This window comes from Sulfitobacter sp. IGS-18, from assembly GCF_059628195.1.
Genome location: NZ_CM184556.1, coordinates 289080 through 313372, shown reverse-complemented (window position 1 = coordinate 313372; position 24293 = coordinate 289080). Strand labels below are relative to the sequence as shown.

At 62.2% G+C, this 24293-nt stretch carries 27 protein-coding genes; 17 read left to right on the top strand and 10 right to left on the bottom strand.

All coding sequences use genetic code 11. The features are described 5' to 3' along the window. Positions 1 to 15 precede the first annotated feature (15 nt). Genes ACWNZ3_RS01440 through ACWNZ3_RS01430 form a run of 3 tightly spaced genes read right to left on the bottom strand, consistent with a single transcriptional unit; the run spans position 16 to position 2328 of the window. Complete coding sequence (locus ACWNZ3_RS01440; RefSeq protein ID WP_496900944.1) at positions 16 to 1128, bottom strand: CaiB/BaiF CoA transferase family protein; 1113 nt, start codon at positions 1126 to 1128, stop codon at positions 16 to 18. Then, positions 1128 to 1799: a DsbA family protein gene (locus ACWNZ3_RS01435; protein WP_269363416.1), complete on the bottom strand. Its 672-nt coding sequence runs from the start codon at positions 1797 to 1799 to the stop codon at positions 1128 to 1130. Before ACWNZ3_RS01435 ends, ACWNZ3_RS01440 begins: the two co-directional genes overlap by 1 nt. A gap of 22 nt (positions 1800 to 1821) precedes the next feature. After that, positions 1822 to 2328 (bottom strand): DUF721 domain-containing protein, encoded by a 507-nt coding sequence (locus ACWNZ3_RS01430; protein WP_114276081.1) that lies wholly within the window; start codon positions 2326 to 2328, stop codon positions 1822 to 1824. Positions 2329 to 2411: 83 nt separating this feature from the next. Here ACWNZ3_RS01430 and ACWNZ3_RS01425 point away from each other — a divergent pair, with 83 nt between their 5' ends. From ACWNZ3_RS01425 to ACWNZ3_RS01415, 3 genes are all read left to right on the top strand, one after another. After that, positions 2412 to 3497 (top strand): A/G-specific adenine glycosylase, encoded by a 1086-nt coding sequence (locus tag ACWNZ3_RS01425; protein ID WP_496900943.1) that lies wholly within the window; start codon positions 2412 to 2414, stop codon positions 3495 to 3497. A 309-nt stretch (positions 3498 to 3806) separates the two neighbouring features. Further along, positions 3807 to 4958, top strand: coding sequence for an alkane 1-monooxygenase (locus ACWNZ3_RS01420; protein ID WP_496900942.1), 1152 nt, complete (start codon positions 3807 to 3809; stop codon positions 4956 to 4958). A gap of 173 nt (positions 4959 to 5131) precedes the next feature. Further along, a complete protein-coding gene (locus tag ACWNZ3_RS01415) occupies positions 5132 to 5959 on the top strand; it encodes a DUF1194 domain-containing protein (RefSeq protein WP_496900941.1) in 828 nt (275 codons plus the stop codon). Positions 5960 to 6087: 128 nt separating this feature from the next. On the opposite strand, the gene ACWNZ3_RS01410 is transcribed toward ACWNZ3_RS01415, so the two are convergent. The 3 genes from ACWNZ3_RS01410 to ACWNZ3_RS01400 form a co-directional block, all read right to left on the bottom strand. Continuing rightward, positions 6088 to 7188, bottom strand: coding sequence for a site-specific DNA-methyltransferase (locus tag ACWNZ3_RS01410; protein WP_269363409.1), 1101 nt, complete (start codon positions 7186 to 7188; stop codon positions 6088 to 6090). A 115-nt stretch (positions 7189 to 7303) separates the two neighbouring features. Then, positions 7304 to 7909, bottom strand: a complete 606-nt coding sequence (rnhB, locus tag ACWNZ3_RS01405; protein WP_496900940.1) for a ribonuclease HII — start codon at positions 7907 to 7909, stop codon at positions 7304 to 7306. 153 nt (positions 7910 to 8062) lie between these two features. After that, on the bottom strand, positions 8063 to 8581 hold the full coding sequence (locus ACWNZ3_RS01400; RefSeq protein ID WP_496900939.1) for a hypothetical protein: 519 nt from the start codon (positions 8579 to 8581) through the stop codon (positions 8063 to 8065). 165 nt (positions 8582 to 8746) lie between these two features. Between ACWNZ3_RS01400 and ACWNZ3_RS01395 the strand changes: the two genes are divergently transcribed. The 6 genes from ACWNZ3_RS01395 to ACWNZ3_RS01370 all read left to right on the top strand — a co-directional run bounded on the left by ACWNZ3_RS01395 (position 8747) and on the right by ACWNZ3_RS01370 (position 14699). After that, positions 8747 to 9037 carry a hypothetical protein gene (locus tag ACWNZ3_RS01395; protein ID WP_269363404.1) on the top strand — a complete coding sequence of 97 codons (291 nt, stop codon included), beginning with the start codon at positions 8747 to 8749 and terminating at the stop codon, positions 9035 to 9037. A 1-nt stretch (position 9038) separates the two neighbouring features. Continuing rightward, entirely contained in the window at positions 9039 to 9713 is a 675-nt protein-coding gene (locus tag ACWNZ3_RS01390; protein WP_067290416.1) for a winged helix-turn-helix domain-containing protein, read from the top strand. Positions 9714 to 9812: 99 nt separating this feature from the next. Next, positions 9813 to 10586 carry an aldolase/citrate lyase family protein gene (locus ACWNZ3_RS01385; protein ID WP_496900938.1) on the top strand — a complete coding sequence of 258 codons (774 nt, stop codon included), beginning with the start codon at positions 9813 to 9815 and terminating at the stop codon, positions 10584 to 10586. Further along, positions 10586 to 11761: an MFS transporter gene (locus ACWNZ3_RS01380; RefSeq protein ID WP_496900937.1), complete on the top strand. Its 1176-nt coding sequence runs from the start codon at positions 10586 to 10588 to the stop codon at positions 11759 to 11761. The genes ACWNZ3_RS01385 and ACWNZ3_RS01380 overlap by 1 nt, the downstream gene beginning before the upstream one ends. 86 nt (positions 11762 to 11847) lie before the next feature. After that, positions 11848 to 12870, top strand: a complete 1023-nt coding sequence (locus ACWNZ3_RS01375) for an aspartate-semialdehyde dehydrogenase (protein ID WP_114276074.1) — start codon at positions 11848 to 11850, stop codon at positions 12868 to 12870. A 206-nt stretch (positions 12871 to 13076) separates the two neighbouring features. After that, the gene (locus ACWNZ3_RS01370; RefSeq protein ID WP_496900936.1) at positions 13077 to 14699 is read left to right on the top strand and encodes a DUF4139 domain-containing protein; all 1623 of its coding nucleotides are present in this window, start codon (positions 13077 to 13079) and stop codon (positions 14697 to 14699) included. 46 nt (positions 14700 to 14745) lie between these two features. Here the strand turns inward: ACWNZ3_RS01370 and ACWNZ3_RS01365 are convergent, their stop codons facing one another. Beyond that, on the bottom strand, positions 14746 to 15396 hold the full coding sequence (locus ACWNZ3_RS01365) for a carbonic anhydrase (RefSeq protein ID WP_496900935.1): 651 nt from the start codon (positions 15394 to 15396) through the stop codon (positions 14746 to 14748). A gap of 147 nt (positions 15397 to 15543) precedes the next feature. Here ACWNZ3_RS01365 and ACWNZ3_RS01360 point away from each other — a divergent pair, with 147 nt between their 5' ends. From ACWNZ3_RS01360 to ACWNZ3_RS01350, 3 genes are all read left to right on the top strand, one after another. Next, positions 15544 to 15921 (top strand): hypothetical protein, encoded by a 378-nt coding sequence (locus tag ACWNZ3_RS01360; RefSeq protein WP_274573316.1) that lies wholly within the window; start codon positions 15544 to 15546, stop codon positions 15919 to 15921. 66 nt (positions 15922 to 15987) lie between these two features. Next, complete coding sequence (locus ACWNZ3_RS01355) at positions 15988 to 17370, top strand: leucyl aminopeptidase family protein (RefSeq protein WP_496900934.1); 1383 nt, start codon at positions 15988 to 15990, stop codon at positions 17368 to 17370. Further along, positions 17367 to 18158: a C40 family peptidase gene (locus ACWNZ3_RS01350; protein ID WP_496900933.1), complete on the top strand. Its 792-nt coding sequence runs from the start codon at positions 17367 to 17369 to the stop codon at positions 18156 to 18158. Before ACWNZ3_RS01355 ends, ACWNZ3_RS01350 begins: the two co-directional genes overlap by 4 nt. A 16-nt stretch (positions 18159 to 18174) precedes the next feature. Here ACWNZ3_RS01350 and ACWNZ3_RS01345 read toward each other — a convergent pair whose 3' ends face one another. After that, positions 18175 to 18522 (bottom strand): DUF2794 domain-containing protein, encoded by a 348-nt coding sequence (locus tag ACWNZ3_RS01345; RefSeq protein WP_496900932.1) that lies wholly within the window; start codon positions 18520 to 18522, stop codon positions 18175 to 18177. 117 nt (positions 18523 to 18639) lie between these two features. Here ACWNZ3_RS01345 and paaI point away from each other — a divergent pair, with 117 nt between their 5' ends. Both paaI and paaK read left to right on the top strand, forming a co-directional pair. Then, on the top strand, positions 18640 to 19080 hold the full coding sequence (paaI, locus tag ACWNZ3_RS01340; protein ID WP_496900931.1) for a hydroxyphenylacetyl-CoA thioesterase PaaI: 441 nt from the start codon (positions 18640 to 18642) through the stop codon (positions 19078 to 19080). Beyond that, positions 19077 to 20387, top strand: coding sequence for a phenylacetate--CoA ligase PaaK (gene paaK / locus ACWNZ3_RS01335; RefSeq protein WP_496900930.1), 1311 nt, complete (start codon positions 19077 to 19079; stop codon positions 20385 to 20387). Before paaI ends, paaK begins: the two co-directional genes overlap by 4 nt. A 581-nt stretch (positions 20388 to 20968) precedes the next feature. On the opposite strand, the gene ACWNZ3_RS01330 is transcribed toward paaK, so the two are convergent. Together ACWNZ3_RS01330 and ACWNZ3_RS01325 are read right to left on the bottom strand one after the other, a co-directional pair. Then, complete coding sequence (locus ACWNZ3_RS01330; protein ID WP_269363385.1) at positions 20969 to 21250, bottom strand: I78 family peptidase inhibitor; 282 nt, start codon at positions 21248 to 21250, stop codon at positions 20969 to 20971. Positions 21251 to 21272: 22 nt separating this feature from the next. Further along, a complete protein-coding gene (locus tag ACWNZ3_RS01325; RefSeq protein ID WP_269363383.1) occupies positions 21273 to 21890 on the bottom strand; it encodes a TetR/AcrR family transcriptional regulator in 618 nt (205 codons plus the stop codon). A gap of 115 nt (positions 21891 to 22005) precedes the next feature. Here ACWNZ3_RS01325 and ACWNZ3_RS01320 point away from each other — a divergent pair, with 115 nt between their 5' ends. The 3 genes from ACWNZ3_RS01320 (at position 22006) to ACWNZ3_RS01310 (ending at position 24279) form a co-directional block, all read left to right on the top strand. Then, on the top strand, positions 22006 to 22935 hold the full coding sequence (locus ACWNZ3_RS01320; protein ID WP_269363627.1) for an AEC family transporter: 930 nt from the start codon (positions 22006 to 22008) through the stop codon (positions 22933 to 22935). A 61-nt stretch (positions 22936 to 22996) separates the two neighbouring features. Then, positions 22997 to 23830: an S-formylglutathione hydrolase gene (fghA, locus tag ACWNZ3_RS01315; protein WP_496900929.1), complete on the top strand. Its 834-nt coding sequence runs from the start codon at positions 22997 to 22999 to the stop codon at positions 23828 to 23830. Next, a complete protein-coding gene (locus ACWNZ3_RS01310; RefSeq protein WP_114274290.1) occupies positions 23827 to 24279 on the top strand; it encodes a YaiI/YqxD family protein in 453 nt (150 codons plus the stop codon). The genes fghA and ACWNZ3_RS01310 overlap by 4 nt, the downstream gene beginning before the upstream one ends. Positions 24280 to 24293 lie beyond the last annotated feature (14 nt).

The window sequence follows — 24293 nt, the reverse complement described above, 5'->3', positions numbered from 1 at the left end:
AAAGATCGGCGGGCCTCAGTTGTCCTCGCCCAGTTTCGGGGCCGGACGGTGCAGCGCCAGTTCGGCATCCGAGAAGGTGAAGGGCGAGCGCAGGCCCGGCACCCCGTCCAGTTCGATCTGCATGCCGCGCGCAACCACCTGCGGGTCGGCCATGACATCGGACAGATCGTTGATCGGCCCGGCCGGCACATTGTTCGCTTCGCAGGCGGCAAGCAGGTCGTCCCGCGCGCGCAGGCGCGTTGCGCCGTTCAGGCGGCGGATCATCTCGGGCCGGTTGGCCACACGGTCGGCGTTCCTGGCATAGTCCGGCGCTTCCGCCATGTCTTCCAGCCCCAACAGACGGCACAGCCGCTGGTACTGGCCATCGTTGCCGGTGGCGATGATCAGGTGACCGTCTGAGGATTCGAAGACTTCGTAGGGGGTCAGGTTCGGGTGGGCGTTGCCCATACGCCCCGGCGCTTTGCCGGTGGTCAGGTAATTCATCGCCTGATTGCCCATGATCGCCACCGCGCAATCCAGCAGCGCCATGTCGATATGCTGCCCCCGACCGGTCTGGCAGCGCTGATGCACGGCAGCCAGTATCGCGGTGGTTGCATAGATACCGGTAAAGATATCGGTGATCGCCATGCCCGATTTCTGCGGCTGCCGGTCAGCTTCCCCGGTGACCGACATCAGGCCGGACATGCCCTGGATGATGAAATCGTAGCCCGCCCGGTGCGCATAGGGGCCGGTATGGCCGAAACCCGTGATCGAACAATAGATCAGCTGCGGGAATTCTTCCTTGAGACTGGCATAGTCCAGCCCGTATTTGGCCAGCCCGCCGGTCTTGAAATTCTCGATCAGGATATCGGCATCTTTCAGCAACGCCTTGACCTGCGCCACGCCCGCGTCGGTCCGGAAATCGACGGTAACGGATGCCTTGCCCCGGTTGGTGGAGTGGAAATAGCTTGCCGACTGGTCGTCATCGCGGGTGACAAAGGGCGGACCCCACTGGCGCGTGTCGTCGCCGGCAGGGCTTTCCACCTTGATCACTTCGCATCCCAGATCCGACAACGTCTGACCCGCCCAGGGCCCGGCAAGGACCCTTGCAAGTTCGATGACCTTCAGGCCGGCAAGCGGTGCGCGCATCAGCTGCCGAGCTCAGCGTCGATCAATGTCTTGAAATCGGCATAGGACATGTTCGACTGCTTGGTGCCGTTGATGATGAAGCTGGGGGTCGAGGTGATGTCATCGCCTTCGCGGTTCTCTGTTTCCCAGGCCACCAGCGTCTGCGCCTTGTCGGCATCCTGCAGGCAGGCGTTCAGCGTGTCGTTGTCCATGCCCGCCAGGCGGCCGATCTTGCGCAGCCCTTCAACAATGGTCGCAGGATCGCCGCCGCGGACCCAGTCGGACTGGCCCTTGTAGATCAGATCGGCAATGCCAAAGAACTTTGCTTCGCCGCCGCAACGCGCCATCATGGAGGCCCAGAGGCCGGGACGGTCGAAATAGACTTCGCGGTAGATGAACCTGACCTTGCCGGTGTCGATATAGTCGGCCTTGAGCTGCTTGAATGGCCCCTGATGGAAGGCCGCGCAATGCGGGCAGGTGAAAGAGGCATATTCGATGATCGTGACCGGCGCATCCGCATCGCCCATCACCATCTCGGTGATTGTGGAGGTATCGACATCCGCATCGCTCGACTGGGCATTCGCCGCGCCAACGATGGCGGTCGAACCGGGGGTTGCCGAGGTGCGGGTCAGTGCCCAGCCGCCCAGGCCCGCGACGGCGACAGCGCCCAGAATCAGATTTCTACGTTGCATGTGATATTCCTTTGTCAGCTCTTCAGCGGTTGTTCTTGTTCAATATGTTCTCACCCAGACGCGCAAGTGCCTCGCGCAATCCGTTGTCCGAAACCTGGCCCGCCGCCGCTGTCGCCTTTGCGCGCAGCGCCGGGTCTGGTGCCGCCTTCGGTCCGGGGCTTTGGTGGGCGAATGCAACCTGCCCTTCGGCAAAACCGGTTGCGGCGGTCTGGGTGACGCGCACCCGTGCGATGGCGTTGTATCCGTAGACCGCGTTCACCCTGGCGCGCAGTTTCTCTTTCTGCATCTCCAGCACGGGGGCATGGGAGCCGGTTGTCAGCAGGGTCAGCGTCGCCCCCAATCCGCCCCGGCCATAGCTGATCTCGACGGGCTGGCAGATTTCCGCAATGTCCTTGCCGGCAATTTCAACCCATTGGGTCAGCAGCCGCGACTGCGCGAAGCCACGCGATTCGGAGGCCTTCCGGATCTGGCCGGACAAAAGGCTGTCGGTGCGTTTGAAACCATAGGTTCCGGTGCGGCGCGGTGGCATGGGCTTGTATCTCCGAACGTGCAGCATACCATAGCGGTCTGATGCCGTTGCGCCACCCCATCACCGCCGAGGACCTATAAACATTGCGTGAAACACCGTCCCCCGGCAACCTGCCGCACATCTTGCTGAAATGGTATGACCTCCATGCGCGGGAGATGCCTTGGCGCACCGGCCCGGCAGAGCGCAGGGCGGGCATCCGGCCTGACCCCTACCGCATCTGGCTGAGCGAAATCATGCTGCAACAAACCACCGTTGCCACGGTGCGGGACTATTTCGCGCGCTTCGTCGCGCGCTGGCCGACGGTGGCGGAGCTGGCCGCAGCACCGGATGCCGATGTGATGGGCGAATGGGCCGGACTGGGTTATTACGCCCGGGCGCGCAACCTGCTGAAGTGCGCACGGGCCGTGGTTGCGCAACACGATGGGGTCTTTCCTGCCGATCATGCGGCCTTGCTGGCCCTGCCAGGCATCGGCCCCTATACGGCGGCGGCCGTGTCGTCGATCGCCTTTGATCTGCCCCAGACCGTGCTGGACGGCAACGTGGAGCGGGTGATGGCGCGGCTTTACGACATTCACACGCCCCTGCCCGGGGCCAAACCGGTGCTGATGAAGAAAGCGGCGGCACTGACACCGCGTGACAGGCCGGGCGATTACGCGCAGGCGGTGATGGATCTGGGGGCCACGATCTGCACCCCGAAATCGCCCGCATGCGGGATCTGTCCCTGGCGCGATCCCTGCAAGGCGCGGCGCGAGGGCACCGCCCCGCTGCTGCCGATGAAAACACCGAAGAAGCCCAAGCCGGTGCGCCACGGCACGCTATACCTCGCGCAACGGACCGATGGGGCGTGGTTGCTGGAAACACGCCCAGACAAGGGGCTGCTGGGCGGCATGCTGGGCTGGCCGGGTTCGGACTGGCTGGACATTGCGACCGAGCGGCCAGCCGGCACGCCGCCGGTCACCGCCTGCTGGCACGACCTGGCCGGTGAAGTGCGCCACACCTTTACCCATTTCCACCTGATCCTTTCCGTCCGGACGGCCCGCGTCGGGCCAAAGGTGCAGCCCGAACGCGGCGACTTTGTCCCAAGGCAGGACTTCCGCCCTTCCGATCTGCCGACGGTGATGCGCAAGGCGTTCGATTTGTCGCAGTCAGAGGATGTCACGGGCCTTTGACGGGCAGGCAAGCTGCGCTAGAATGGCGGAAACGAAATGCGCATCATTTCCTCCTGCGCCCGGATCGCTTGCGATCCGGTTCGCACCCGACCCCGCCCCCGTCAAACCGCAGGTTTGCCTTCGGCAAAACGGCGGGTGCGAAACTCCGACCTAGCAAGATGCTGCCCAGTATGGAAAAATGGAAGTGCTGCGCCAAATGGAGGGCCGCCCTCGGGGTCGGGCGCGAACCTGCTGTTGAGAACTGTATTCAATGAACCGAACTTTGAGTCCGGGTGACTAGGATCGGATTGCGAAAAGAGAGCCGATACCATGACCATACAAGGTAAAACCTTAGCGCCAAGGGAGCTTGCCCGCGTGACGCGGGCGCTGCCGTTCTGGCTGTCGCTGGGGCTGATCCCGCTGGCATGGATCACGGCGATCTGCGGGGGGTGGACGGTTGTCCTGCTGCCGCTGATCACATGGTATCTGTTCACGCTGCTGGATGCTGTCGTGGGGCTGAACCTGGACAACGCAGACCTCTCTGCCTCGGAAAGCGACCTGTTCTGGTATCGGCTTGTCACCCTGATCTGGGTTCCTGCACAATTCCTGACGCTGTTCGGACTGATCTGGTACGTCCCGCAGGCCGAGCACCTTGGCACCTTCGAACGCTTCATGGTCTTTTTCGGGGTCGGTGTGATTACCGGCACCATAGGGATCAACTATGCCCATGAGCTGATGCACCAGCGGAACCGGCTGGAGCGGTTTCTGGCGGATGCGCTTCTGGCGATGGTGCTTTATTCGCATTTCCGGTCCGAACACCTGCTGGTGCACCACCGCTATGTGGCAACACCGCGCGATACGGTGACGGCGCGATACAACGAAGGGTTCCACCGTTTCTATCCCCGTGTGCTGCGTGAATCGCTGATCTCGGCCTTTGCGGCAGAAAAGGCGATGCTGGCGCGCAAGTCCCGGCCCTGGACCGACCTTTCCAACCCGTTCTTCAAATACTGGGGGTTTCAGGCCGCGCTGCTGGCGCTGGCCCTATTGCTGGGCGGCTGGTCCGGGCTGGTGCTGTTTCTGGTGCAGGCGGGTGTGGCGATCTGGCAGTTGGAACTGGTCAACTACATTGAGCACTACGGGCTGACCCGCAAGCACCTGGGCGACGGCAGATATGAACATGTCCAGCCGCGCCACTCCTGGAACGCGGCGCATAGGGCATCGAACTGGCTGCTGATCAATCTGCAGCGTCATTCCGACCACCATTACAAACCCGACAGGCGGTTCCCCGTCCTGCAGAACTATGGCCCTGATGAAGCACCGCAACTGCCCCATGGCTATCCGGTGATGACGCTGGCGGCGATGATCCCGCCACTTTGGCGGCGCATCATGAACCCGAGGGTCCGCAAATGGCGGGCAATGTATTATCCCGAGATCACCGACTGGGCGCCCTACAACAGGCACAGCACACCCGAACCGCGCTGAGCCCGGATGAAATGACCGTGATGTCAGGCAAGGGGCAATTTACACAGGCAGGGTGACTTCCTAACGTTTCGGGATAAATCTGAATCACTTGTTCGCTGCCTCTCCCTTCGGTCGAACGCGAAAAGTGATGTGGGATGTTTCAAGTTTATCCCGAAACGATTTAACGTTTCGGAATGCTCTGTCGCCTTCGCCTGATTCCCGGCCTGCTGGCCCTGGTTCTTGCCTGCATGTCGGGCGGCTTTCGCACCGCAGTTGCCCAGACGCAGGTGGTTGAAGTGGACCTTGAACTGGTCCTGCTGGTCGATGTCTCCCGCTCCATGTCCCAGGCGGAACTTGAGCTGCAACGCCGGGGCTATGCCGCGGCGCTCGGGTCTTCCGAAGTCTTTGCGGCGGTGCAGTCCGGCCTGCTTCAGAACGTCGCCCTGACCTATGTGGAATGGGCCGGAACGCAGCAGGTCGTGGTGGATTGGCGTGTTGTCACCTCGCGCGCCGATCTGGCCGATTTCGCGCGGCGGCTGACGGCCAAACTTGATCCCGGCCTGCGCCGCACCTCGATCTCGGGCGCGCTGCAATTCGGCGCGGAGCTGATCGAGACCAACGCCTATGCCGGTCTGCGCCGGGTGATCGACATTTCCGGGGATGGCCCCAATAACCTTGGCGGCCCGGTAGCCCTTGCCCGAGATACGGTTCTTGCGCGGGGCATCACCATCAACGGGCTGCCGCTGATGACCAGCGACGGCGCCTATTCGCAGTTCGACCTGCCGCAGCTCGACATCTATTACCAGACCTGCGTCATCGGGGGGCCGGGTGCCTTTGTCATCCCGGTCACCGACTGGCCCGATTTTGCGGATGCGGTGAAACGCAAACTGGTGTTGGAAATCGCGGGGCTGACCCCGGCGGCGCGGGTGATCCCGGCACAGGCCCGGGATCCGCGCGATTGCCAGGTCGGTGAAAAGATCTGGCGCGATTTTTCCGATGGGCAGGGTGGTTTTCTGCCATGATGCGGGCGTGCGCCGTCAAACAAAAAAGGCCCCGCCACAAGGGCGGGGCTTAGGTGAGTGCCTTTATAGGCGGACCTTCATCTGGAAGGCCGCAGGCACCGGCGGTGTTCGGATAAAGTCAGGCTGTTTCAGTTGGCCATTTCGGACCGGATCTGCTGGCGCAGAACGTCGATGGGCACCGTCTTGCCCTCGCGCTTGAAGCACCAGTAGGTCCAGCCGTTACAGCTTGGCGCGCCCTCAAGATGCGCTCCGACCTGGTGGATAGAGCCTTTGATGTCATCGCCGATCAGCGTGCCGTCGGCGCGCACCTTGGCCTTGTGACGGTTGTTCATGGAATAGAGGTTCTCGCCCGGGCGCAGCATCCCCCGCTCGACCAACTGGCCAAAGGGCACACGGGGCTCGGCGCGTTTGGAGGTTGTGGTCTGCAGCGCGTCGCGGTCGAAGCGGCGCACATTCGCGATGCGTTTGCCGGCCACCTTGCGATAGGATTCCTCGCGCTCGATACCGATGAAATCGCGGCCCAGCATCTTGGCAACCGCACCCGTGGTCCCGGTGCCAAAGAAGGGGTCAAGCACCACGTCGCCCGGATTGGTCGATCCGACCAGAATGCGGTGCAGCAGGCTTTCGGGCTTTTGCGTCGGATGCGCCTTGTCGCCCGCTTCGTCCTTGAGCCGCTCATGCCCGGTGCAGATCGGCAGCACCCAGTCACTGCGCATCTGGATGCCTTCGTTCAGCGCCTTCAGCGCCTCGTAGTTGAAGGTATATTTCGCATTCTCGTCCTTGCCGGCCCAGATCATCGTCTCATGGGCGTTGGTGAACCGCTTGCCCCGGAAGTTCGGCATCGGATTGGACTTGCGCCAGACCACGTCATTGAGGATCCAGAAACCCTCATCCTGCAGCGCAGCACCAACACGGAAAATATTGTGATAGCTGCCGATCACCCAGATCGCCCCGTTGGGTTTCAGCAGGCGGCGGGCGGCCTTCAGCCAGGCCCGGGTGAATTTGTCGTAGACGGCAAAACTGGCAAATTGATCCCATTCGTCATCGACCGCATCCACCTTGGAATTGTCGGGACGCACCAGATCGCCGCGCAATTGCAGGTTATAGGGCGGGTCCGCAAAGATCAGATCAACACTGTTCTCCGGCAGGGCGTTCATCACGTCGATGCAATCACCCGCAAGGATTTCGTTCAAGGGAAGTGCCACCGCACCCTTTGTCATGGTCTTCATCAATTCTGCCTCTGTGCCCGGTGCATTTTGCACTCGTTGGTTGAGCATCAGGATGAGTCAAAGGCGAATCGTGGTCAATTTCTTTTTTGAATCAAATGCTTAAGAAATTACCTTGCTACAACATATTGTGTACGGGTTTGAACGAACGTCTATGGTGTGGGGTCACACCAAGATTTTGAAGCGCCATCATGTGGCTTTTTGATCCATATCCCATGTTGGTCTCCCAACCATATCCGGGATGCTGTTGCGCCAGGGACAACATGACACAATCTCGACATGTTTTAGCCATGATTGAGGCGGCCGAAATGCTCTGGGAACGGGCGTCGCCCTTGATGATCGCCTCCGCCGGGAGGGTCAGATCGCGGGGCAGCATGTTGCCGTCGATCAGGGCGTAATCTGCAGGCGTTTTCAGACCTGCCAGGGCGCGCATCATCGCCAGGTGGCTGGCCCGCAGGATGTTGAGCCTGTCGATCTCCTCCACACTGGCATGGGCGATGCTGACATCGGCCACCTGCATGAGCTCTTCATAGAGGCGCGCGCGGGCCCGCTTGGTCAGTTTCTTGGAATCGTTCAGCCCCTCGGGGATGCGCGCGGGGTCAAGCACCACTGCGGCTGCGGTGACGGGACCGGCCAGGGGGCCACGACCGACCTCGTCCACCCCGGCGATCCGCAGGAACCCCCGGCCCCGGGCTGCCTGTTCAAATGAGTAATCCGGAATCATGTTCCTTCCAAAACCCAAGACGGCCCGCACCGCAAGGCCCGGACCGTCTGAAATCATCTGCTGGCTGTTTGAAAAAGGTGGGGGAAGTGCCCGAACACCTCCCCCAGTTTCCCGCAGGTCAGGGACCTGGCCTGCGGGGTATGGCCTGCGGTTTTACCCGCGGGCCAATCTGTATCCCGCATCCCGCAGGCAGCGCGCTTCAAAGCCGCTGCGCAGGCCGTTCGGGGTCCCGAACTTGTAGTGGCAGTTCTGGGGCAGGGATTTCACGTGGCGAAAGTTGCGCTGCAGGCAGCGTTCGCCGAACATCCGGATCGTGCCGCGACGCGTGTCGAAACTTTGGAAGCACTGCTTGGGCAGCAGCTTGTTGTTCACATGACGCGGCAGCGGGCGCGGCTGCGGATGATAGCGGGGCGGATTGTGGTGCGGCTGGACGCCACGCGGCGGATGATAGCGCGGCGGCGCGCTGCGCGGGTGGTCATAGACCGGCGCGGGCTGGTGATTGGCGCGTTTCTTCTTGTTGTTGTCGTGAATGATCTTGCCCACGACGGCAACGCCAAGAATGGCGGCAAGGGCCCGCACGGTGTCGCGATCTCCGGCATGGGCGGGAATGGCGCCAATGGCGGTGATCGCGATGGATGCGGCAGCGATGGTAGCGATAATGCGGCGATACATGTGTCTGATCCTTTTTGAGGGCGCAGACGGGAGTCGCCTGCTGATGGGATCAACCTGGGGTCAGGGGGCTCAGACAGGCAATATCAGGGGGATGTTATTGGATAACAGCTGCGCTAACCCCCTTTGGATATTGAATATCAGCGCACAAAGGCGCAGAGATATTGCATGAAACACCTCATCCTTTCCTTTCTGTCTGCGGCCCTGATCGCTGCCGCCCTGCCCGCCTCGGCGGCCGGGTGTTATGCCGATTACAAGGCCAAGCAAGACAACCCGCTGCGCCTGCATTACGGCGTTGCGCAGATCAACGGGGCCTGCAATGCAGGCGCCGCCAAGGCCGAGCTTTCCGCCCGGCTTTCGGCGCAGGGCTGGACCCTGCTCAATATCCTGTCGGTCTTTGGTGAGGACGGGTTGGCACAGAGGAGAGACAGTGCAGGATCAAACTACCTCCGCTTCTGACATGCGCCGCTTTGGCGGCCGCATCGTGGGTGCCGGGATTACAGCAATTGTCGCGGCCTTGCTGATCGCGGCAGGGCTGCTGTTCTGGTCCCTGCCCGATGCCAATGCCTTCAACGCCGAAGTCACACGCATCTTTGTCGAGAACGACGATCTGACCTCCGGGACGGAGATCAAGCTGCTGGAGATTCTGGCACAATCCGGCACGGCCTTTTCCGAAACGCTCAACAGCTACCGCATGGTGATCTTTGTGCTGTTGGTCTTTGCCACCGCGATGCTGGTGGCTGCGCTGGTCTTTCTGATCATGCTGGTCGGCTTCAACCGCCGCATGGCCCAGATCGAGCGGGCAGGGATCCAGGTGAATTCGCTGCTGATCAGCCGCGAAGAAAATACCGTCTACCTCAACAACCTCGGCTTCAAGCTGACCGATGCGGCGATGGAAACCATGAGCGTGCTGGCCGAGGCCCGGATGGACGACGACGTGTTGTCCGGCTCCGAGATCGAAGGGGTCATTTCCGGCCGCAACGCCGCCGATTGCGACGAGGCCGCGGGGGCCACCCGGATCAAGCGGCTGCGCGACACGCTGGGCAACCAGATCGTCAGCGAACTGCTGGTCAAGAACATCGCGCGGCGCGGCTACATGCTGGCCATCGACAAGGACGTGATCAAGGTCATCTGACCCCGCCACCCGGATGAGAGCCGCGCCCGCATGCGCAGCCTCTGGTCAAGACCACGCGACACGGCGTAGGGTCCGGCAGAAACTGCAAGGATCCTCATCATGCCCGTACCCGTGAACCCGTTCAAACAGGCCCTCAGCGCGGGCGAAACCGTCTTTGGCTGCTGGCTTGGCCTTGCCGACACCTTCAGCACGGAACTGATGGGCACCGCCGGGTTCGACTGGCTTTTGATTGATGGCGAACATGCGCCCAACGACCTGCGGTCGATCCTGGCCCAGCTTCAGGTCCTTGCCGCCTCGCCCAGTCACCCGATTGTCCGGGTCCCGGTGGGTGAAACCTATCTGATGAAACAGATGCTGGACGCAGGCGCGCAGACCATTCTGGTTCCGATGGTCGAAAGCGCCGAGCAGGCGCGGCAGCTGGTACGCGATGTGACCTATCCGCCCCACGGCGACAGGGGTGTCGGATATTCCCTGACCCGTGCAGCACGCTTTTCCCGGATCACCGACTACGGCACCACTGCCGATGCGCAGATCTGCCTTTTGCTCCAGGTCGAGAACCGCAAGGGGATGGCCGCGCTTGATGACATCCTCGCGGTCGAAGGAGTGGACGGGATCTTTATCGGACCGGCCGATCTGGCGGCGGACATGGGGCATATGGGCAATGCCCAGCATCCGGATGTCCAGGCCGCAATCATGGACGCCCTGCGCCGGATCAAGGCGGCAGGCAAGGCCCCTGGGATCCTCTCCACCCGGGACGAAATGACAAATGACGCCCTGGCGGCAGGCGCGCAGTTCGTTGCAGTTGGTGCCGATGTCCTGCTGCTCAGCCAAAACGCGCAGGCTCTGGCGCGGAAATGGATACCCCGCGACTGATGCATATTGGTTTGATCCTGCTGGCGCTCGCCTATGTGCTGAGCCAGTTCTTTCGCGCCTTCCTGGCGGTTCTTGCCAAGCTTCTTGAGCAGGACATCGGTGCCACGCCCGATGACCTGGCGCTGGCCTCCGGCATGTGGTTCGCGGCCTTTGCGGCGGCCCAGATCCCGATCGGCGCGGCCCTGGACAGCATCGGACCCCGCCGGACTGCGGCCGGGCTGCTTCTGCTCGGGGGCGGCGGCGGGGCAGCCGTGTTTGCACTGGCCACCAGCCCGCTGCATATCACCATCGCCATGACGCTGATCGGCTTCGGCTGCGCGCCGGTGCTGATGGCCTCCTACTATATCTTCGCCCGCGAATACCCGCCGATGCGGTTTGCCCTTCTGGCGTCTGTCATGGTCGGGGTCGGCAGCCTGGGCAACCTCGTGGCCTCCTATCCGATGGCGCTCTCGGCGGAACTGCTGGGCTGGCGCAACTCGCTCTGGGGGCTGGGCGGCCTTTGCGCGCTGGTGGCCTTGTCGATCTATCTGTGGGTCAGGGACCCTGCCAAGGTCGAAGGTGAAAGCAAAGGATCGCTGGCAGAGCTTTTCAGGCTGCGGGCGCTCTGGTTCATCTTTCCGCTGATGGGCGTCAACTATGCGCTGCCGGGCGCGGTGCGGGGCCTCTGGATCGGTCCCTACCTGACGGATGTGTTCGGGGCGGGCACCAGCGCGGTGGGCGTTGCCAGCCTGCTGATGGGCACCGCGATGATCGCCGGCACTCTGTTCTACGGCTTTGCCGACCGGCTCTTTCCCTCGCGCAAATGGATGCTGGCGGGCGGTGCAATGGTCACCAGCCTCACAACCTTTGCCGTAATCTTGCTGCCCGCGCATTCGCTGGCCCTGTCGGTGGGGCTGATCTGTGTCATCGGCTTCTTTGGCAGCGGTTATGCCGTGATCATGGCACATGGGCGCAGTTTTCTGCCACCGCATCTGATCGGGCGGGGAGTGACCATGCTCAACCTTTTCAGCATCGGCGGGGTCGGCATCCTGCAATTCGCCTCTGCCCGCGTCTATCACAACTACGCGGGCACGGGTGATGTGGTGCTGCCTTATGCGATGGTCTTTGTCCTGCTGGGCAGCTGCCTGGTCGCGGGGCTGCTGGTGTACCTTTTCAGCAGCGACCGCACCGCCTGAGGGCTTGCATATCGCGCAGCCCTTTCCCTTTGCCGACAGGCGGGATAAAGGGCAGCCACCATCACATATAACATTGGAGAATTCAGATGGGTTATCGCGTCGCCGTCGTGGGCGCCACAGGCAATGTGGGCCGCGAAATGCTGAACATTCTGGCCGAGCGCCAGTTCCCCGTGGATGAGATCGTGGCCCTGGCCAGCCGCAAGTCCATGGGTACGGAAGTCAGCTATGGGGACAAGACGCTCAAATGCAAGGATCTGGACACGTTCGACTTCACGGGCTGGGACATGGCGCTTTTCGCCGTGGGGTCCGACGCGACCAAGAAATACGCGCCCAGCGCCGCCAAGGCCGGCTGCGTGGTGATCGACAACTCGTCGCTCTACCGCTACGATTCGGATGTGCCGCTGATCGTGCCCGAGGTGAACCCGCAGGCGATCCATGATTACGCAAAGCGCAATATCATCGCCAACCCGAACTGTTCGACCGCGCAGATGGTTGTGGCGCTCAAGCCGCTGCATGACCGCGCGACGATCAAGCGGGTGGTGGTCAGCACCTATCAATCCGTGTCCGGTGCGGGCAAGGAAGGCATCGACGAACTCTGGGATCAGACCAAATCGATCTACAACCCGGTCGATGACAAGCCCGCGCGCAAGTTCACCAAGCAGATCGCCTTCAACGTGATTCCGCATATCGACGTCTTCATGGAAGACGGATCGACCAAGGAAGAATGGAAGATGGTCGCCGAGACCAAGAAGATCGTGGACCCAAAGATCAAGGTCACGGCAACCTGCGTGCGCGTGCCGGTCTTCGTGGGCCATTCCGAAGCGATCAACATCGAATTCGAGGACCATCTGGACGAGGATGAAGCCCGCGACATCCTGCGCGAGGCACCCGGAATCATGGTGATCGACAAGCGCGAGGACGGTGGATACGTCACACCGATCGAATGCGTGGGCGATTTCGCGACGTTCATCAGCCGCATCCGTCAGGACAGCACCATCGACAACGGTCTGAACCTGTGGTGCGTCAGCGACAACCTGCGCAAGGGTGCCGCCCTGAACGCGGTGCAGATCGCTGAACTGCTGGGCCGTGAGGTTCTGAAAAAAGGTTAGAGCGTTTCGCGTTCATTTACATGCACGCGACGCGCTCCAACCTATTGATTTCGCATATCCGGGGAGCCCAAAACCGGTTCCCACTTTTGAGCGATATGCGCTAGGCGGGCTTTCGCTTTGACCGGGATGAGGGGCCTTGTGGCCCCTTTTCTTTTGCCTGGCAGACTTGCACAATATGATCAGTTTTTGATCACAGGGATTACCCGATGCGTATTGTTGCTGCATGCCTCCTGGGCCTGCCCGTCATGGCCCAGGCCGACACTTTCACCCTTGCCAGTGCCCCCACTGCCGCGGTCGTCTATGGCTACGGCGCGCAGGTCACGCGCGAGGTCGCCTTTAGCGTTCCTGCGGGCACGCATGAGGTTATCCTGCCCGACCTGCCTGCCTGGCTGCAGGGCGACATGCTGCGGGTCAGCCTGGATGGCGCGCGCCTTGGGGCGACGCAATTCCGTTCCTCTGCCATTCCCCCGCGTCCCGATACCGACAGCGCGGCAATCACCGCAGCAAAGGACCGGATCAAGGCCGCCGAACGCGCGATCACCGATCTTGAGGACCGGGTTGCGGAGGCCCGTCTTGCCGCTGCAGCAGCAGAGGCAAAGGTCGGCTTTCTGGGGGCTTTGGGCACAAACGAGGGGCTGCCAAGCGATGTGACAACCCTGAGCGATATCGCCCGGATGGTCGAAACCGAGACACTGGCCGCCCGGCAGGCCGCCCTTGTGGCGCAGCAGCGCGCCCGGGACATCGAGAGAGACCGCGAGGATCTGGACAAGGAACTGAACGACGCGAAGGCCGCCCTTGCCGCGCTCACGCCGCCGGCCAAGGAAGTGTCGCAGCTGACCCTGTCCGTCACAGCCGAAGCCGAGGCCGAGTTGACCCTGTCCCTGAGCTATCCCGTCGATGCAGGCTGGCGGCCGGTCTATGACCTATACCTGCGGGGCCAGGACCCTTCGACGTTGGAAATCACCCGGGGGGCCATGATCGCGCAGTACAGCGGCGAGAACTGGGAGGATGTGGCGGTCACCCTTTCGACGCTGGCACCCGCATCACAGATCAGCCCCAGCATCGTGGCACCGGTACTGCGCCGGATCGAAGAGCCTGAGCCGCCGCGCCCCTTGGCCTCCCTGCGCAAGGAAGGCGGCAGCATGGATGCAGCGGCACCTGTCATGGAATCGGCGGTCCGGTTCAACGACAGTGTCGCGACCTCCTTTGACGGGCCGGGTGTGACCTACACCGTGGCGCGCCCGCTTGATCTGGCCAGTGGCGTCGACGCGACACGAGTCAATCTGGACCAGCTCAGCTTTGACGCGCGCCGCTATGCCCATGCAGCCCCGGCATTCGACACCACGGCCTATCTGATGGCCGAATTCACCAATACCACGCAGGAACCCCTGCTGGCGGCGGATGAGGCGGCGCTTTACATCGACAACACGCTGGTCGGGCGCGCGCCCTTCCCGCAGGTTCCGGCAGGCGGCGAGGGCGATGTCCCCTTTGGCCCCATCGAGGACCTGCAACTGACCTATACGATCCTGAACCAGTCCGAAGGCGATCGCGGCATCATCAGCCGGTCCAATGCCCAGCGTCAGCGGGTCCGCGTGGACATCGAGAATCTGGGCACAACCGATTGGGACGTCGAGGTTCAGGCCGCGGTTCCCTATACCATTCAGGATGACCTGGTCATCCAGTGGAGCGCGACCCCGGAACCGGATGAGACCAATGTCGAGGACCAGCGCGGGGTGCTGCAATGGAACATCGGCGTGGCGGCCGGTGAAACCAGCGAAATCGAGATCCAGCAAGAGCTGAACTGGCCCGATGGCATGGTCCTGAGATAAGAGACAGGGCGGGCGCCAGTGGCGCCTGCCCGATACGCCGCCCCGGTTATACCGGCTGGAAGCGCCTGCTTTCCGCGCTGTAGTATTCCAGCCCGCCTTCGCCGATGTCGGTCCAGAGGCCGTGCATCGTCAACTGGCCGCTCTGGACCAGCTCCGCGACAAAGGGAAATGTCATCAGGTTCTCCAGCGATGTCATCACCGCCAGTTTTTCCAGCTGACGTTCCTGTTCCACCCCATCGGGCAGTTTGGAGACCTCTTCATACTTGGGGCGCAGAATGTCCATCCAGCGGCCAACGAAGCTGTCTTTCGCCTCCATCTCGGGCGCGTTGCCCTGACACATGTCGATACAGCCCTTGACGCCACCGCAGTTGGAATGGCCCAGCACGATCAGATGGGCAACTTTCAGCACCCGCACCGCATATTCTACCGCCGCCGAGGTGCCGTGATGATCGCCATCGGGTTCATAGGGTGGGACAAGGTTGGCGATATTGCGATGGATGAAGAATTCGCCCTGATCGGCCCCGAAGATCGAGGTCACATGCACCCGGCTGTCACAACATGAGATCACCATCGCCCTTGGTCGCTGGCCCTCGTCGGCCAGCCTGCGATACCAAGATGCGTTGTCCGCATAGCTCGTTGCTTTCCAGCCGTGATACCGCTGTATCAGGTAGCCCGGCAGTGGTTTTGCCCTGTTCATCGCGCTGATCCCTTTGTTTTCGGTCCCGCAGAGTTAGACCAAATCAATGGCGAATTCGAGCGAAAAGGTAGGGCGCGGCAACCCTTTTCAAACACTTGCACGGCATAGTCACGCCACAGCCGTGGGGGCTGATCAAGGGGTGAGACTATGCTGGTTCTGCAAATGAAACCTATGGAAAACGTATGTGTTGATCAAACACGGCTGAACGCGCTCTATCGCCAGTTGGGCGAAGCCGATGCCGAAGACATTCTGTGCCGGGCGCTGGAGGACATCGCGCTGCGGCTGTCGCATTGTTCGGACCTGTATCATGACAAGAAACTGGTGGCATTGCGCAAGAACACCAGGACGTTGATCGCGGTGGGTGACCAGATCGGGATGCTGGCCATGACCCGCGTTGCCACAGATGTCGTGACCTGCATCGACCGGGGGGATTCCATTGCCACCGCCGCCACGCTTTCGCGCTTGCTGCGGGTTGGCGAGCGGTCGCTTTGCGCAGTCTGGCACAGCGACGAAAACCCGAGCTGATGGCTTGCGGGCATCGCTGGAAAGGATAGGCTGCGCCGCAGGTTGTTCCGAAATCGAAAGCGTACCATGCCCTGCACATTTGTCCCGAAAACCGCCGATACCCTGCCGCTGCACGTTCTTTCCGAAGATGCGCTGACGGGCTGGTCCGCCGATCAGCCGGCAGCGGTTCAGAACTGGATCGGCGCGAATGGATTTACCGGGGCGCTTGGCCAATCGCTGGTGATCGCCGATGCCGAGGGCAAACCGGCGATGGCCCTTGTCGGATACGGCACACAGAAGGCGCGCCTGCGGGGTCGGTTCCACCTGGCCGGTGCGGCGACGACCCTGCCCGAAGGCAGCTATGAAATCGTCAGCGGCCTGCCCGAGGACGCGGCAGAGACCGAGGCACTGGGCTGGCTCCTGGCCGGATATGCCTTTGACCGCTACCGCGAACAATCGCCCCTGCGGGCAAGGCTTGTCGCACCGGCGGATCTGGATGTGGCCCGGATCGAGGCCATAGCGGCAGGCGAGGTGCTGACGCGCAACCTGATCAACACACCTGCATCGGACATGGGCCCCCCCGACCTTGCCGATGCTGCGCTGGCACTGGCAAAACAGCATGGTGCCGAGATCGAAATCATCGTCGGGGATGACCTGCTGACGCAGAATTTTCCGATGATCCACGCCGTCGGCCGCGCCGCCGACCGCGCCCCGCGGCTGATCGACATGCGCTGGGGCAAGACCGGACCGAAGCTGACCCTTGTCGGCAAGGGGGTCTGTTTCGACACCGGTGGTCTGAACCTGAAACCCGGTGCCTCCATGGGTCTGATGAAAAAGGACATGGGCGGAGCTGCTGCCGTGCTTGGGCTGGCGCATATGATCATGGCCACGGATCTGGACCTGCAATTGCGGGTGCTGGTTCCAGCGGTTGAGAATTCTGTTTCCGGCAACGCCTTCCGCCCGCAGGACATTCTGACATCGCGCAAGGGGCTGACGGTCGAGATCAACAATACCGATGCCGAAGGCCGCCTGGTGCTGGCCGATGCGCTGGCTTACGCCGATGAGGACGCGCCGGACCAGATCATCTCCATGGCGACCCTGACCGGGGCCGCACGGGTGGCGGTCGGGCCCGATCTCGCCCCCTATTTCAGCGATGACCCGGCTTTTGTCTCGGCGCTTGAGGCGGCGGCAGCCGCCACCGCCGATCCGGTCTGGCGGATGCCTTTTCACGATCCCTATGAGGCGATGATCGAACCGGGCATCGCGGATCTGGACAATGCGCCCAAGGGCGGCTTTGCCGGATGCATCACCGCCGCCCTGTTCCTGCGCCGTTTCGTCACCGAAAGCCCCTATGCACATTTCGACATCTATGGATGGCAACCTGCCGCTGCCCCTGCCCGCCCCAAGGGCGGCACCGGTCAGGCCACACGGGCGCTTCACGCAGCTCTGTTGCCGTTTCTCAACCGATGAGCGACCCGCGTCTGACACCCGTTGCTTCGCTGGTGACACGGTCGGAACCGGGTCAGGTCACCGCCGCCGTCACCGACCTGTGCCGCAGCCCCGGTGGGGCGCGAGACCGCCAGCTGCTGTTTGGTGACACCCTGACCCTGCTGGGGGAGGATTTTGCCGGATATACCTATGTTCAGGCGGACAAGGACGGCTATTGCGGCCATGTCAGCACCGGCGCGCTGGGCAGCGCGGCCAAGGCGACCCACAGGGTCTGCGCGCCTGCCACCCATGCCTATACCTCGGCGGATTTCAAATCGCTGGAACGCCAGAGTCTCAGCTTTGGCAGCGCGGTGGCCGTGACCGGCACAAAGGGCAATTTTGCCGTCACCTCCATCGGATACATTCCCCTGGTGCACCTGCGCGAGGCCGACCAGATGTTTGACGATCCCGCCGCCATCGCCAAGCTGTTCCTTGGCACCCCGTACCTCTGGGGCGGCAACAGCCGCTGGGGCATTGATTGTTCCGGGCTGGTGCAGGCCGCCCTGCTGGCCTGTGGAATCCCCTGCCCCGGCGACAGCGACCAGCAGCATATCCTGGGGGAACCGGCATCCCGCCCCTACCGCCGCAACGACCTGTTGTTCTGGAAGGGGCATGTGGCGCTGGTTGCTGACCCCGAAACACTGATCCACGCCAATGTCCACGCCATGCAGACCGTTTACGAACCGATTGCCGAGGCGATCACCCGCATCCGCGAACAGGGCGACGGCAACGTGACAGCGCACCGGCGCCTTTCGCATCCCTCAAGCTGAGCTTGCGACGGGGAGGTTATTCCACCGCGCGGATCAGCTTTCGCTCCAACACACGCAGGACCGCTTTCAGCTCATGGCCCCGGCGCAGCACCTGACCGTTTGTCCCGATCACCGCATACATCCCCTGCTTGCTGCGCAGTTTCGGGCGTTTCTCGATCCGGTACAGCGGGATCTCGGCCGTGCGCCGGAAAACAGAAAACACCGCCACGTCGCGCAGACATGATATGCCGTAATCGCGCCATTCACCCGCCGCAACCATCCGTCCGTAAAGCGACAGGATCAATGACAGTTCGGTGCGGTGAAACGCGACCTGTTCGGCAGGACGCTCAAAGGGGGTGACTTGCGGAGGAAATTGCACTGTCATGTTTCTACAGTTGCGCCCTTCGCCGCCCAATTCAAGAGCCTGCGTAGATGATAATGATTGAAAGAGTTACAGCACTGTGGAATTCTCAGGATTTATGAAACATAAAGAGCCAGCCAAATGACCCCCCAGGAACGTGCGGAAAAATCGACAGAGATCATGTTTGCCGCCGATCAGGCCTCTGCCGGGCTGGGCATGACCATCACGGCGGTCGCACCCGGACAGGCCACGCTGACCATGAAGGTCCGGCCCGAAATGCTGAACGGGCACCGGATTTGCCACGGCGGCTATATCTTCACCCTTGCCGACAGCGCCTTTGCCTTTGCCTGCAACAGCTACAACCAGCTTGTCGTCGCCCAGCAGAACCAGATCACCTTTCTCAGCCCCGGCCGGGCTGACGAGGTGTTGACTGCCCGCGCGGTGGAGACATCCAGAACCGGGCGGTCGGGCATCTACGACGTCACCGTGACGGGCGAGGACGGGCGCACGGTCGCGCTGTTCCGTGGCTTGTCGCGCAGTGTCAAAGGCCAGCATTTTCCTGAGGAGGGGACCCAAGAATGAAAGACCTGACGCCAGAAAGATCCACCCTTGATCCGATCGAGATTGCCAGCCGGGACGAGATCGAGGCGCTGCAACTGGAGCGCATGAAATGGTCCCTGCGCCATGCCTATGACAATGTGCCGTTCTACAAATCCAGCTTTGACGCGGCTGGCGTACATCCCGATGACCTGACATCGCTTGCCGATCTGGCAAAGTTCCCCTTCACCGTCAAAACCGACCTGCGCGACCATTACCCCTTTGGCATGTTCGCCGTCCCGCGCGAGAAAGTGGCCCGCATCCATGCCTCCTCGGGCACCACGGGTCAGCCGACGGTCGTGGGATACACGCAGGCCGACCTGAACAACTGGGCCAGCGTGGTGGCGCGGTCCCTGCGTGCGGCAGGAATGTGTCCCGGCGACATGTTGCACAACGCCTATGGCTACGGGTTGTTTACCGGGGGGCTGGGCATCCATCTGGGTGCCGATGCGCTGGGGCTGTCGACCTACCCGATCTCGGGCGGGATGACACCGCGCCAGGTCCGCCTGATCGAGGATTTCAAGCCCAAGGGGATCACCGTCACCCCGTCCTATGCCCTGTCCATTCTGGATGAATTCGCCGCGCAGGGCATCGACCCGCGCGCCAGCTCGCTCGAAGTCGGCATTTTCGGCGCCGAGCCCTGGACCAATGCGATGCGCCTTGAAATCGAACAGGCCTTCGACATGCATGCGGTCGACATCTACGGCCTGTCCGAAGTCATGGGGCCGGGCGTGTCGATGGAATGCGTGGAATCAAAGGACGGGCTGCACATCTGGGAGGATCATTTCTATCCCGAGATCATCAACCCCGAAACCGGGCAGCCGGTTGCCGAGGGTGAACAGGGCGAGCTGGTCTTTACCTCGCTCACGAAAGAGGCCTTTCCGATCATCCGCTACCGCACCCGCGACCTGACCCGCCTGCTGCCCGGCACGGCACGGTCCATGCGGCGGATGGAAAAGGTGACGGGCCGGTCGGATGACATGATCATCCTGCGCGGCGTGAACGTCTTTCCGACCCAGATCGAAGAGGCGCTGATGTCAACCAGCGGCCTTGCCCCGCATTTCCAGATCGAACTGTCCCGTCCCGACCGCATGGATCAGATGCGGATCTTGTGTGAATGCGCGGATGCCTCCGTCTCGGACGCGCTGCGCGCCGATGCGGCAAGGGCATTGTCTGCCCAGATCAAGCAGACCGTGGGGATCAGCGTCAAAGTGGATGTGGCCGATGTCGGCGGTGTCCCCCGATCCGAAGGCAAAGCCGTGCGGATCGTGGACAACCGCCCCAAGTGCTAGTCACCCGGACTCAAAGTTCGGTTCATTGAATGCAGCTCTCAACGGCAGGTTCGCACCCGAAACCGAGGGCGGCCCTCCATTTGGCGGGGCATCTCCATTTTTCCATACTTCGCAGCATCTTGCGAGGTCGGAGTTTCGCACCCGCCCTGGGGGGCGGGGTCGGGTGCGAACCGGATCGCAAGCGATCCGGGGGCGGTGGGAAATGATGCGTATTTCGTTTCCCCCATACTAGGTCGTGTTGACATCAGCAACGAGACGCCGCAGCGTTCCCCGCAGGGAACCCAATACATTGTCAATAAAAGTTTTTATTTGGTTAACGCCGCGGGGGGGCGAGAAAGGCGCTTGCCGAAGTGTAACAGGATATAGGGGCCTGTGCGCGGCCCGGCGCCTTCGGCTTGTTCCGGGCCTGGTTGCCAGTGATCAACTGTAGATAAGTCCGCACAGCGGACCCATACGTGCCCCCCGTCTATGGTCCGGTCCGGGTCGGATTTTCCTGTCACCGCCCACTGACGAGATTCAAACGCTTGCCTGATCTGCCTCAGGTCAAAGACGCCATGCCGCAGGTCAGACAGCCGGACCGCTCAGCCACATGTGATGTCGATGATCACATCCGTATCGTTGAGCACGATGTTCACGCGGGACGCGTTGAAATCCATCGTGACCGGATCGCCCAGGCGGTATTGACGCTTGGGGTCCGGTATGGACAGCGCCACGACCGCGTCCTGACCGATCATTCCGGCATAGGCCGCCGCGTTACAGGTGTCAGCACCGCCCGCGCCAGCATCAGACGAGGCGCCGCCGTTTTGTTGCGGGCCGCAGGCCGCCAGCGCGGCGGCGGTGACAAGTGCGATCTGTGTTTTCATGTCCTGTTCCTTGATCTCGTTCTCATGCTTCGTACCGGGCCAGAAAGGTCTCGACCGCGCTGTCCACCACCCGGTCGATTTCGGCGTCAGAGACGGTCTTTGTCACGCCAAAGATCAGCCGCGTCCAGATGTCGGCCTTGCATAGCTCGCCAAACTGGTCGGCGGCCAGCGCGTGATCCTCGATCCGCAGTTCGCCCCGGGCCTCGGCCCCCTGGAAATAGGCAACCATCTCGGCCCGCACAACCGCAGGACCGGTGCTGTAGAATTTCTGGCCCAGCTCGGGAAACCGATCCGATTCGGCAACGCAGATCCGAAACACCTGCTGCCCGAAGGTCGAGGTCAGAAACCGCAGGAAGTGCCGCCCGGCCTGGCCCAGCACCGCGCGGGGCGGGGCGCACATGTCGATGGTCTTGACCGCTTCCTGGCTCTGACGGGCGCATTCGGAGCTGGCAACCTCCATGAACAACAACCGCTTGTCAGGAAAATAGCTGTAAAGCGTCGCCTTGGACACCGCGGCAACGCGGGCAATCTCATCGACGCTGGCCCCTTCGAAACCGTCAGCCATGAACACGGAACGCGCGCCTTCCAGCACCTGATCGAATTTCCGGCCCTTGCGAACCTTTGGGGGGGCAACGTTCATTTCTGCTCCGAAACATTGAGGTACAACAATATAAACCGAATCGTTCAGTTCCAAGCGGTATTTCCGTGCAGCAGGACGCTTGCACCGGACCGCATTGCTGGATACCCCTTGGGACATGCTGGCGATCTTCATGAAAACTCTGCCCTTCTTTGCCCTGATCGGGCTGGGCTTCTGGGCAGGACGCTCCAGGTTCTTCAGTGCCGAAGCCACCGCATATCTGACCAAATTTGTCTTCTACTTTGCCCTGTCGGCAATGCTGTTCCGATTTTCCGCCAATCTGTCACTGGCCGAGGTCTGGGATACCCGCCTTGTGGTCGCCTATCTCTGGGGGACGAGCTTTGTCTACGGGATCGCCACGCTTGTCGGTTTCCTGCGCGGCCAGGACGTGCCGACAACCGCGATCGAGGCGCAATGCGCGGTGATCGGGAACACCGGGTTCCTCGGTGTTCCGATGCTCGCCCTGCTGCTGGGCCCGGAGGCGGTCGGCCCGGTGCTGCTGGCGCTGGCGATAGACCTGGTTGTCTTCTCCAGCCTGATCGTCATCCTGATTACCGGTTCGCGTGGCGGTCTGGCACCGATGCAGATGCTGCGGCCCATCGGGCTGGGCCTGATCCGCAACCCGATGATCGTCGCCATCGTTCTGGGCTTCGTCTGGTCGGGTCTGCAGATCCCCATCCCGGACCCGATGAACGACTTTCTCAGCATCCTCGGCGGCGCCGCGACACCGGGTGCCCTGTTTGCCATCGGCGCCTCACTGGCGCTGACCCAGCCCGAGCGGATTCACATCGCGGGCTGGCTGAGCTTTTGCAAACTGGTGCTGCACCCGCTGTTTGTCGCCTTTGCGGCGCTGTTCCTGTTCGGCGTGGACCCGTTCAAGGCAGGCGTCATCATCGCCGTTTCCGCGCTGCCCGTGGCCGGAAACGTCTATATGCTTGCCCAGCATTACGGCGTCGCCCCGGTCCGGGTCTCGACCGCGATCTTGTTGTCCACCGCCGTCAGCATCCTGACCGTCAGCCTTGTCGTGGGCTGGATCACCCAGGTTTGACACCGGGGTTCGCGCCGCTTTCCATCATTCCATGAGACCCGAAACCTCGAAAGGACACACCATGAAAACGATCTCTGAAAACGCCTGTTTCGGCGGCACGCAGGGGGTCTATTCGCACGGCTCCGCGACCTGCGGCTGCGACATGACGTTCGGCCTCTTCCTGCCCGCCGAAGCCCGCGACGGGCCCGTGCCTGTGCTGTGGTATCTGTCTGGCCTGACCTGCACCCATGAAAACGCGATGACAAAGGCCGGCGCACAGTGCTGGGCAGCGGATCACGGAATTGCGCTGGTCTTTCCCGACACCTCGCCGCGCGGCGAGGATGTGGCGGACGACGAGGCTTATGACCTTGGCAAAGGTGCCGGTTTCTACGTGAACGCGACCGAAGACCCCTGGAAACCTCATTTCCGCATGTGGGACTATATCGCCGAGGAACTGCCCGCGCTGATCGGCGAAAATTTCGCCATCGACCTGGACCGGCAGGGCATCACCGGTCACTCGATGGGCGGGCATGGCGCATTGACCCTTGCGATGAACCTCGACGGGCGGTTCAAATCGGTCTCCGCCTTTGCCCCCATTGCGCACCCCACCGCAAGCGACTGGGGCCGGAAACAGCTTGCTGCCTACCTGGGCAGCGACGAGGCAACCTGGGCGCGCCATGACGCGACCCTGTTGATGGCAGACAAGGGATTTGACGGGCCGATCCTGATCGACCAGGGCGCTTCTGACCAGTTCCTTGACCTGCTCAAACCCGAAGCGCTGGCAGCCGCCATCGCCGCCAAACGCCAGCAGGCGACCTTCCGGATGCAGCCGGGCTATGACCACAGCTATTTCTTTGTCTCCAGCTTCATGGAAGATCACATCGCCTTCCATGCAGAAGCACTGTGGGGCGCATGACCGCGCTCTACATCGACGCCGATGCCTGCCCCGTCAAGGCGGAGGCAGAGCGCGTGGCAACCCGCCACAAGGTGCGGATGTTCGTCGTCTCCAACGGTGGCCTGCGGCCTTCACAGAACCCGCTGGTCGAGACGGTGATCGTGCCGGATGGGCCCGATGTCGCGGACATGTGGATCGCGGAACGCGCGGGCACGGGCGATGTCGTGGTGACGGGTGATATCCCGCTTGCCGCCAAATGCGTGGCGGCGGGGGCAAAGGTGCTCAAACACAACGGTGAGGCCCTGACCGGGGCCAACATCGGCAACGTGCTGGCCACCCGCGACCTGATGGCCGACCTGCGTGCCGCCGATCCGTTTCGGCAGGGCGGCGGCAAGAGCTTTACAAAGGCCGACCGCTCCCGTTTTCTGGACGCGCTGGAGCGCGCCCTGCGCGCGGCACAGCAGCAATAGCCTTTCTCGTTGAA

What these genes read in the sequence shown, in the direction of transcription:
- ACWNZ3_RS01440 (WP_496900944.1), bottom strand. Translation starts at nt 1,128, where the DNA reads ATGCGCGCACCGCTTGCCGGCCTGAAGGTCATCGAACTTGCAAGGGTC.
- ACWNZ3_RS01435 (WP_269363416.1), bottom strand. Translation starts at nt 1,799, where the DNA reads ATGCAACGTAGAAATCTGATTCTGGGCGCTGTCGCCGTCGCGGGCCTG.
- ACWNZ3_RS01430 (WP_114276081.1), bottom strand. Translation starts at nt 2,328, where the DNA reads ATGCCACCGCGCCGCACCGGAACCTATGGTTTCAAACGCACCGACAGC.
- ACWNZ3_RS01420 (WP_496900942.1), top strand. Translation starts at nt 3,807, where the DNA reads ATGACCATACAAGGTAAAACCTTAGCGCCAAGGGAGCTTGCCCGCGTG.
- ACWNZ3_RS01415 (WP_496900941.1), top strand. Translation starts at nt 5,132, where the DNA reads ATGCTCTGTCGCCTTCGCCTGATTCCCGGCCTGCTGGCCCTGGTTCTT.
- ACWNZ3_RS01410 (WP_269363409.1), bottom strand. Translation starts at nt 7,188, where the DNA reads ATGAAGACCATGACAAAGGGTGCGGTGGCACTTCCCTTGAACGAAATC.
- rnhB (WP_496900940.1), bottom strand. Translation starts at nt 7,909, where the DNA reads ATGATTCCGGATTACTCATTTGAACAGGCAGCCCGGGGCCGGGGGTTC.
- ACWNZ3_RS01400 (WP_496900939.1), bottom strand. Translation starts at nt 8,581, where the DNA reads ATGTATCGCCGCATTATCGCTACCATCGCTGCCGCATCCATCGCGATC.
- ACWNZ3_RS01395 (WP_269363404.1), top strand. Translation starts at nt 8,747, where the DNA reads ATGAAACACCTCATCCTTTCCTTTCTGTCTGCGGCCCTGATCGCTGCC.
- ACWNZ3_RS01390 (WP_067290416.1), top strand. Translation starts at nt 9,039, where the DNA reads ATGCGCCGCTTTGGCGGCCGCATCGTGGGTGCCGGGATTACAGCAATT.
- ACWNZ3_RS01385 (WP_496900938.1), top strand. Translation starts at nt 9,813, where the DNA reads ATGCCCGTACCCGTGAACCCGTTCAAACAGGCCCTCAGCGCGGGCGAA.
- ACWNZ3_RS01380 (WP_496900937.1), top strand. Translation starts at nt 10,586, where the DNA reads ATGCATATTGGTTTGATCCTGCTGGCGCTCGCCTATGTGCTGAGCCAG.
- ACWNZ3_RS01375 (WP_114276074.1), top strand. Translation starts at nt 11,848, where the DNA reads ATGGGTTATCGCGTCGCCGTCGTGGGCGCCACAGGCAATGTGGGCCGC.
- ACWNZ3_RS01370 (WP_496900936.1), top strand. Translation starts at nt 13,077, where the DNA reads ATGCGTATTGTTGCTGCATGCCTCCTGGGCCTGCCCGTCATGGCCCAG.
- ACWNZ3_RS01365 (WP_496900935.1), bottom strand. Translation starts at nt 15,396, where the DNA reads ATGAACAGGGCAAAACCACTGCCGGGCTACCTGATACAGCGGTATCAC.
- ACWNZ3_RS01360 (WP_274573316.1), top strand. Translation starts at nt 15,544, where the DNA reads ATGCTGGTTCTGCAAATGAAACCTATGGAAAACGTATGTGTTGATCAA.
- ACWNZ3_RS01355 (WP_496900934.1), top strand. Translation starts at nt 15,988, where the DNA reads ATGCCCTGCACATTTGTCCCGAAAACCGCCGATACCCTGCCGCTGCAC.
- ACWNZ3_RS01350 (WP_496900933.1), top strand. Translation starts at nt 17,367, where the DNA reads ATGAGCGACCCGCGTCTGACACCCGTTGCTTCGCTGGTGACACGGTCG.
- ACWNZ3_RS01345 (WP_496900932.1), bottom strand. Translation starts at nt 18,522, where the DNA reads ATGACAGTGCAATTTCCTCCGCAAGTCACCCCCTTTGAGCGTCCTGCC.
- paaI (WP_496900931.1), top strand. Translation starts at nt 18,640, where the DNA reads ATGACCCCCCAGGAACGTGCGGAAAAATCGACAGAGATCATGTTTGCC.
- paaK (WP_496900930.1), top strand. Translation starts at nt 19,077, where the DNA reads ATGAAAGACCTGACGCCAGAAAGATCCACCCTTGATCCGATCGAGATT.
- ACWNZ3_RS01330 (WP_269363385.1), bottom strand. Translation starts at nt 21,250, where the DNA reads ATGAAAACACAGATCGCACTTGTCACCGCCGCCGCGCTGGCGGCCTGC.
- ACWNZ3_RS01325 (WP_269363383.1), bottom strand. Translation starts at nt 21,890, where the DNA reads ATGAACGTTGCCCCCCCAAAGGTTCGCAAGGGCCGGAAATTCGATCAG.
- ACWNZ3_RS01320 (WP_269363627.1), top strand. Translation starts at nt 22,006, where the DNA reads ATGCTGGCGATCTTCATGAAAACTCTGCCCTTCTTTGCCCTGATCGGG.
- fghA (WP_496900929.1), top strand. Translation starts at nt 22,997, where the DNA reads ATGAAAACGATCTCTGAAAACGCCTGTTTCGGCGGCACGCAGGGGGTC.
- ACWNZ3_RS01310 (WP_114274290.1), top strand. Translation starts at nt 23,827, where the DNA reads ATGACCGCGCTCTACATCGACGCCGATGCCTGCCCCGTCAAGGCGGAG.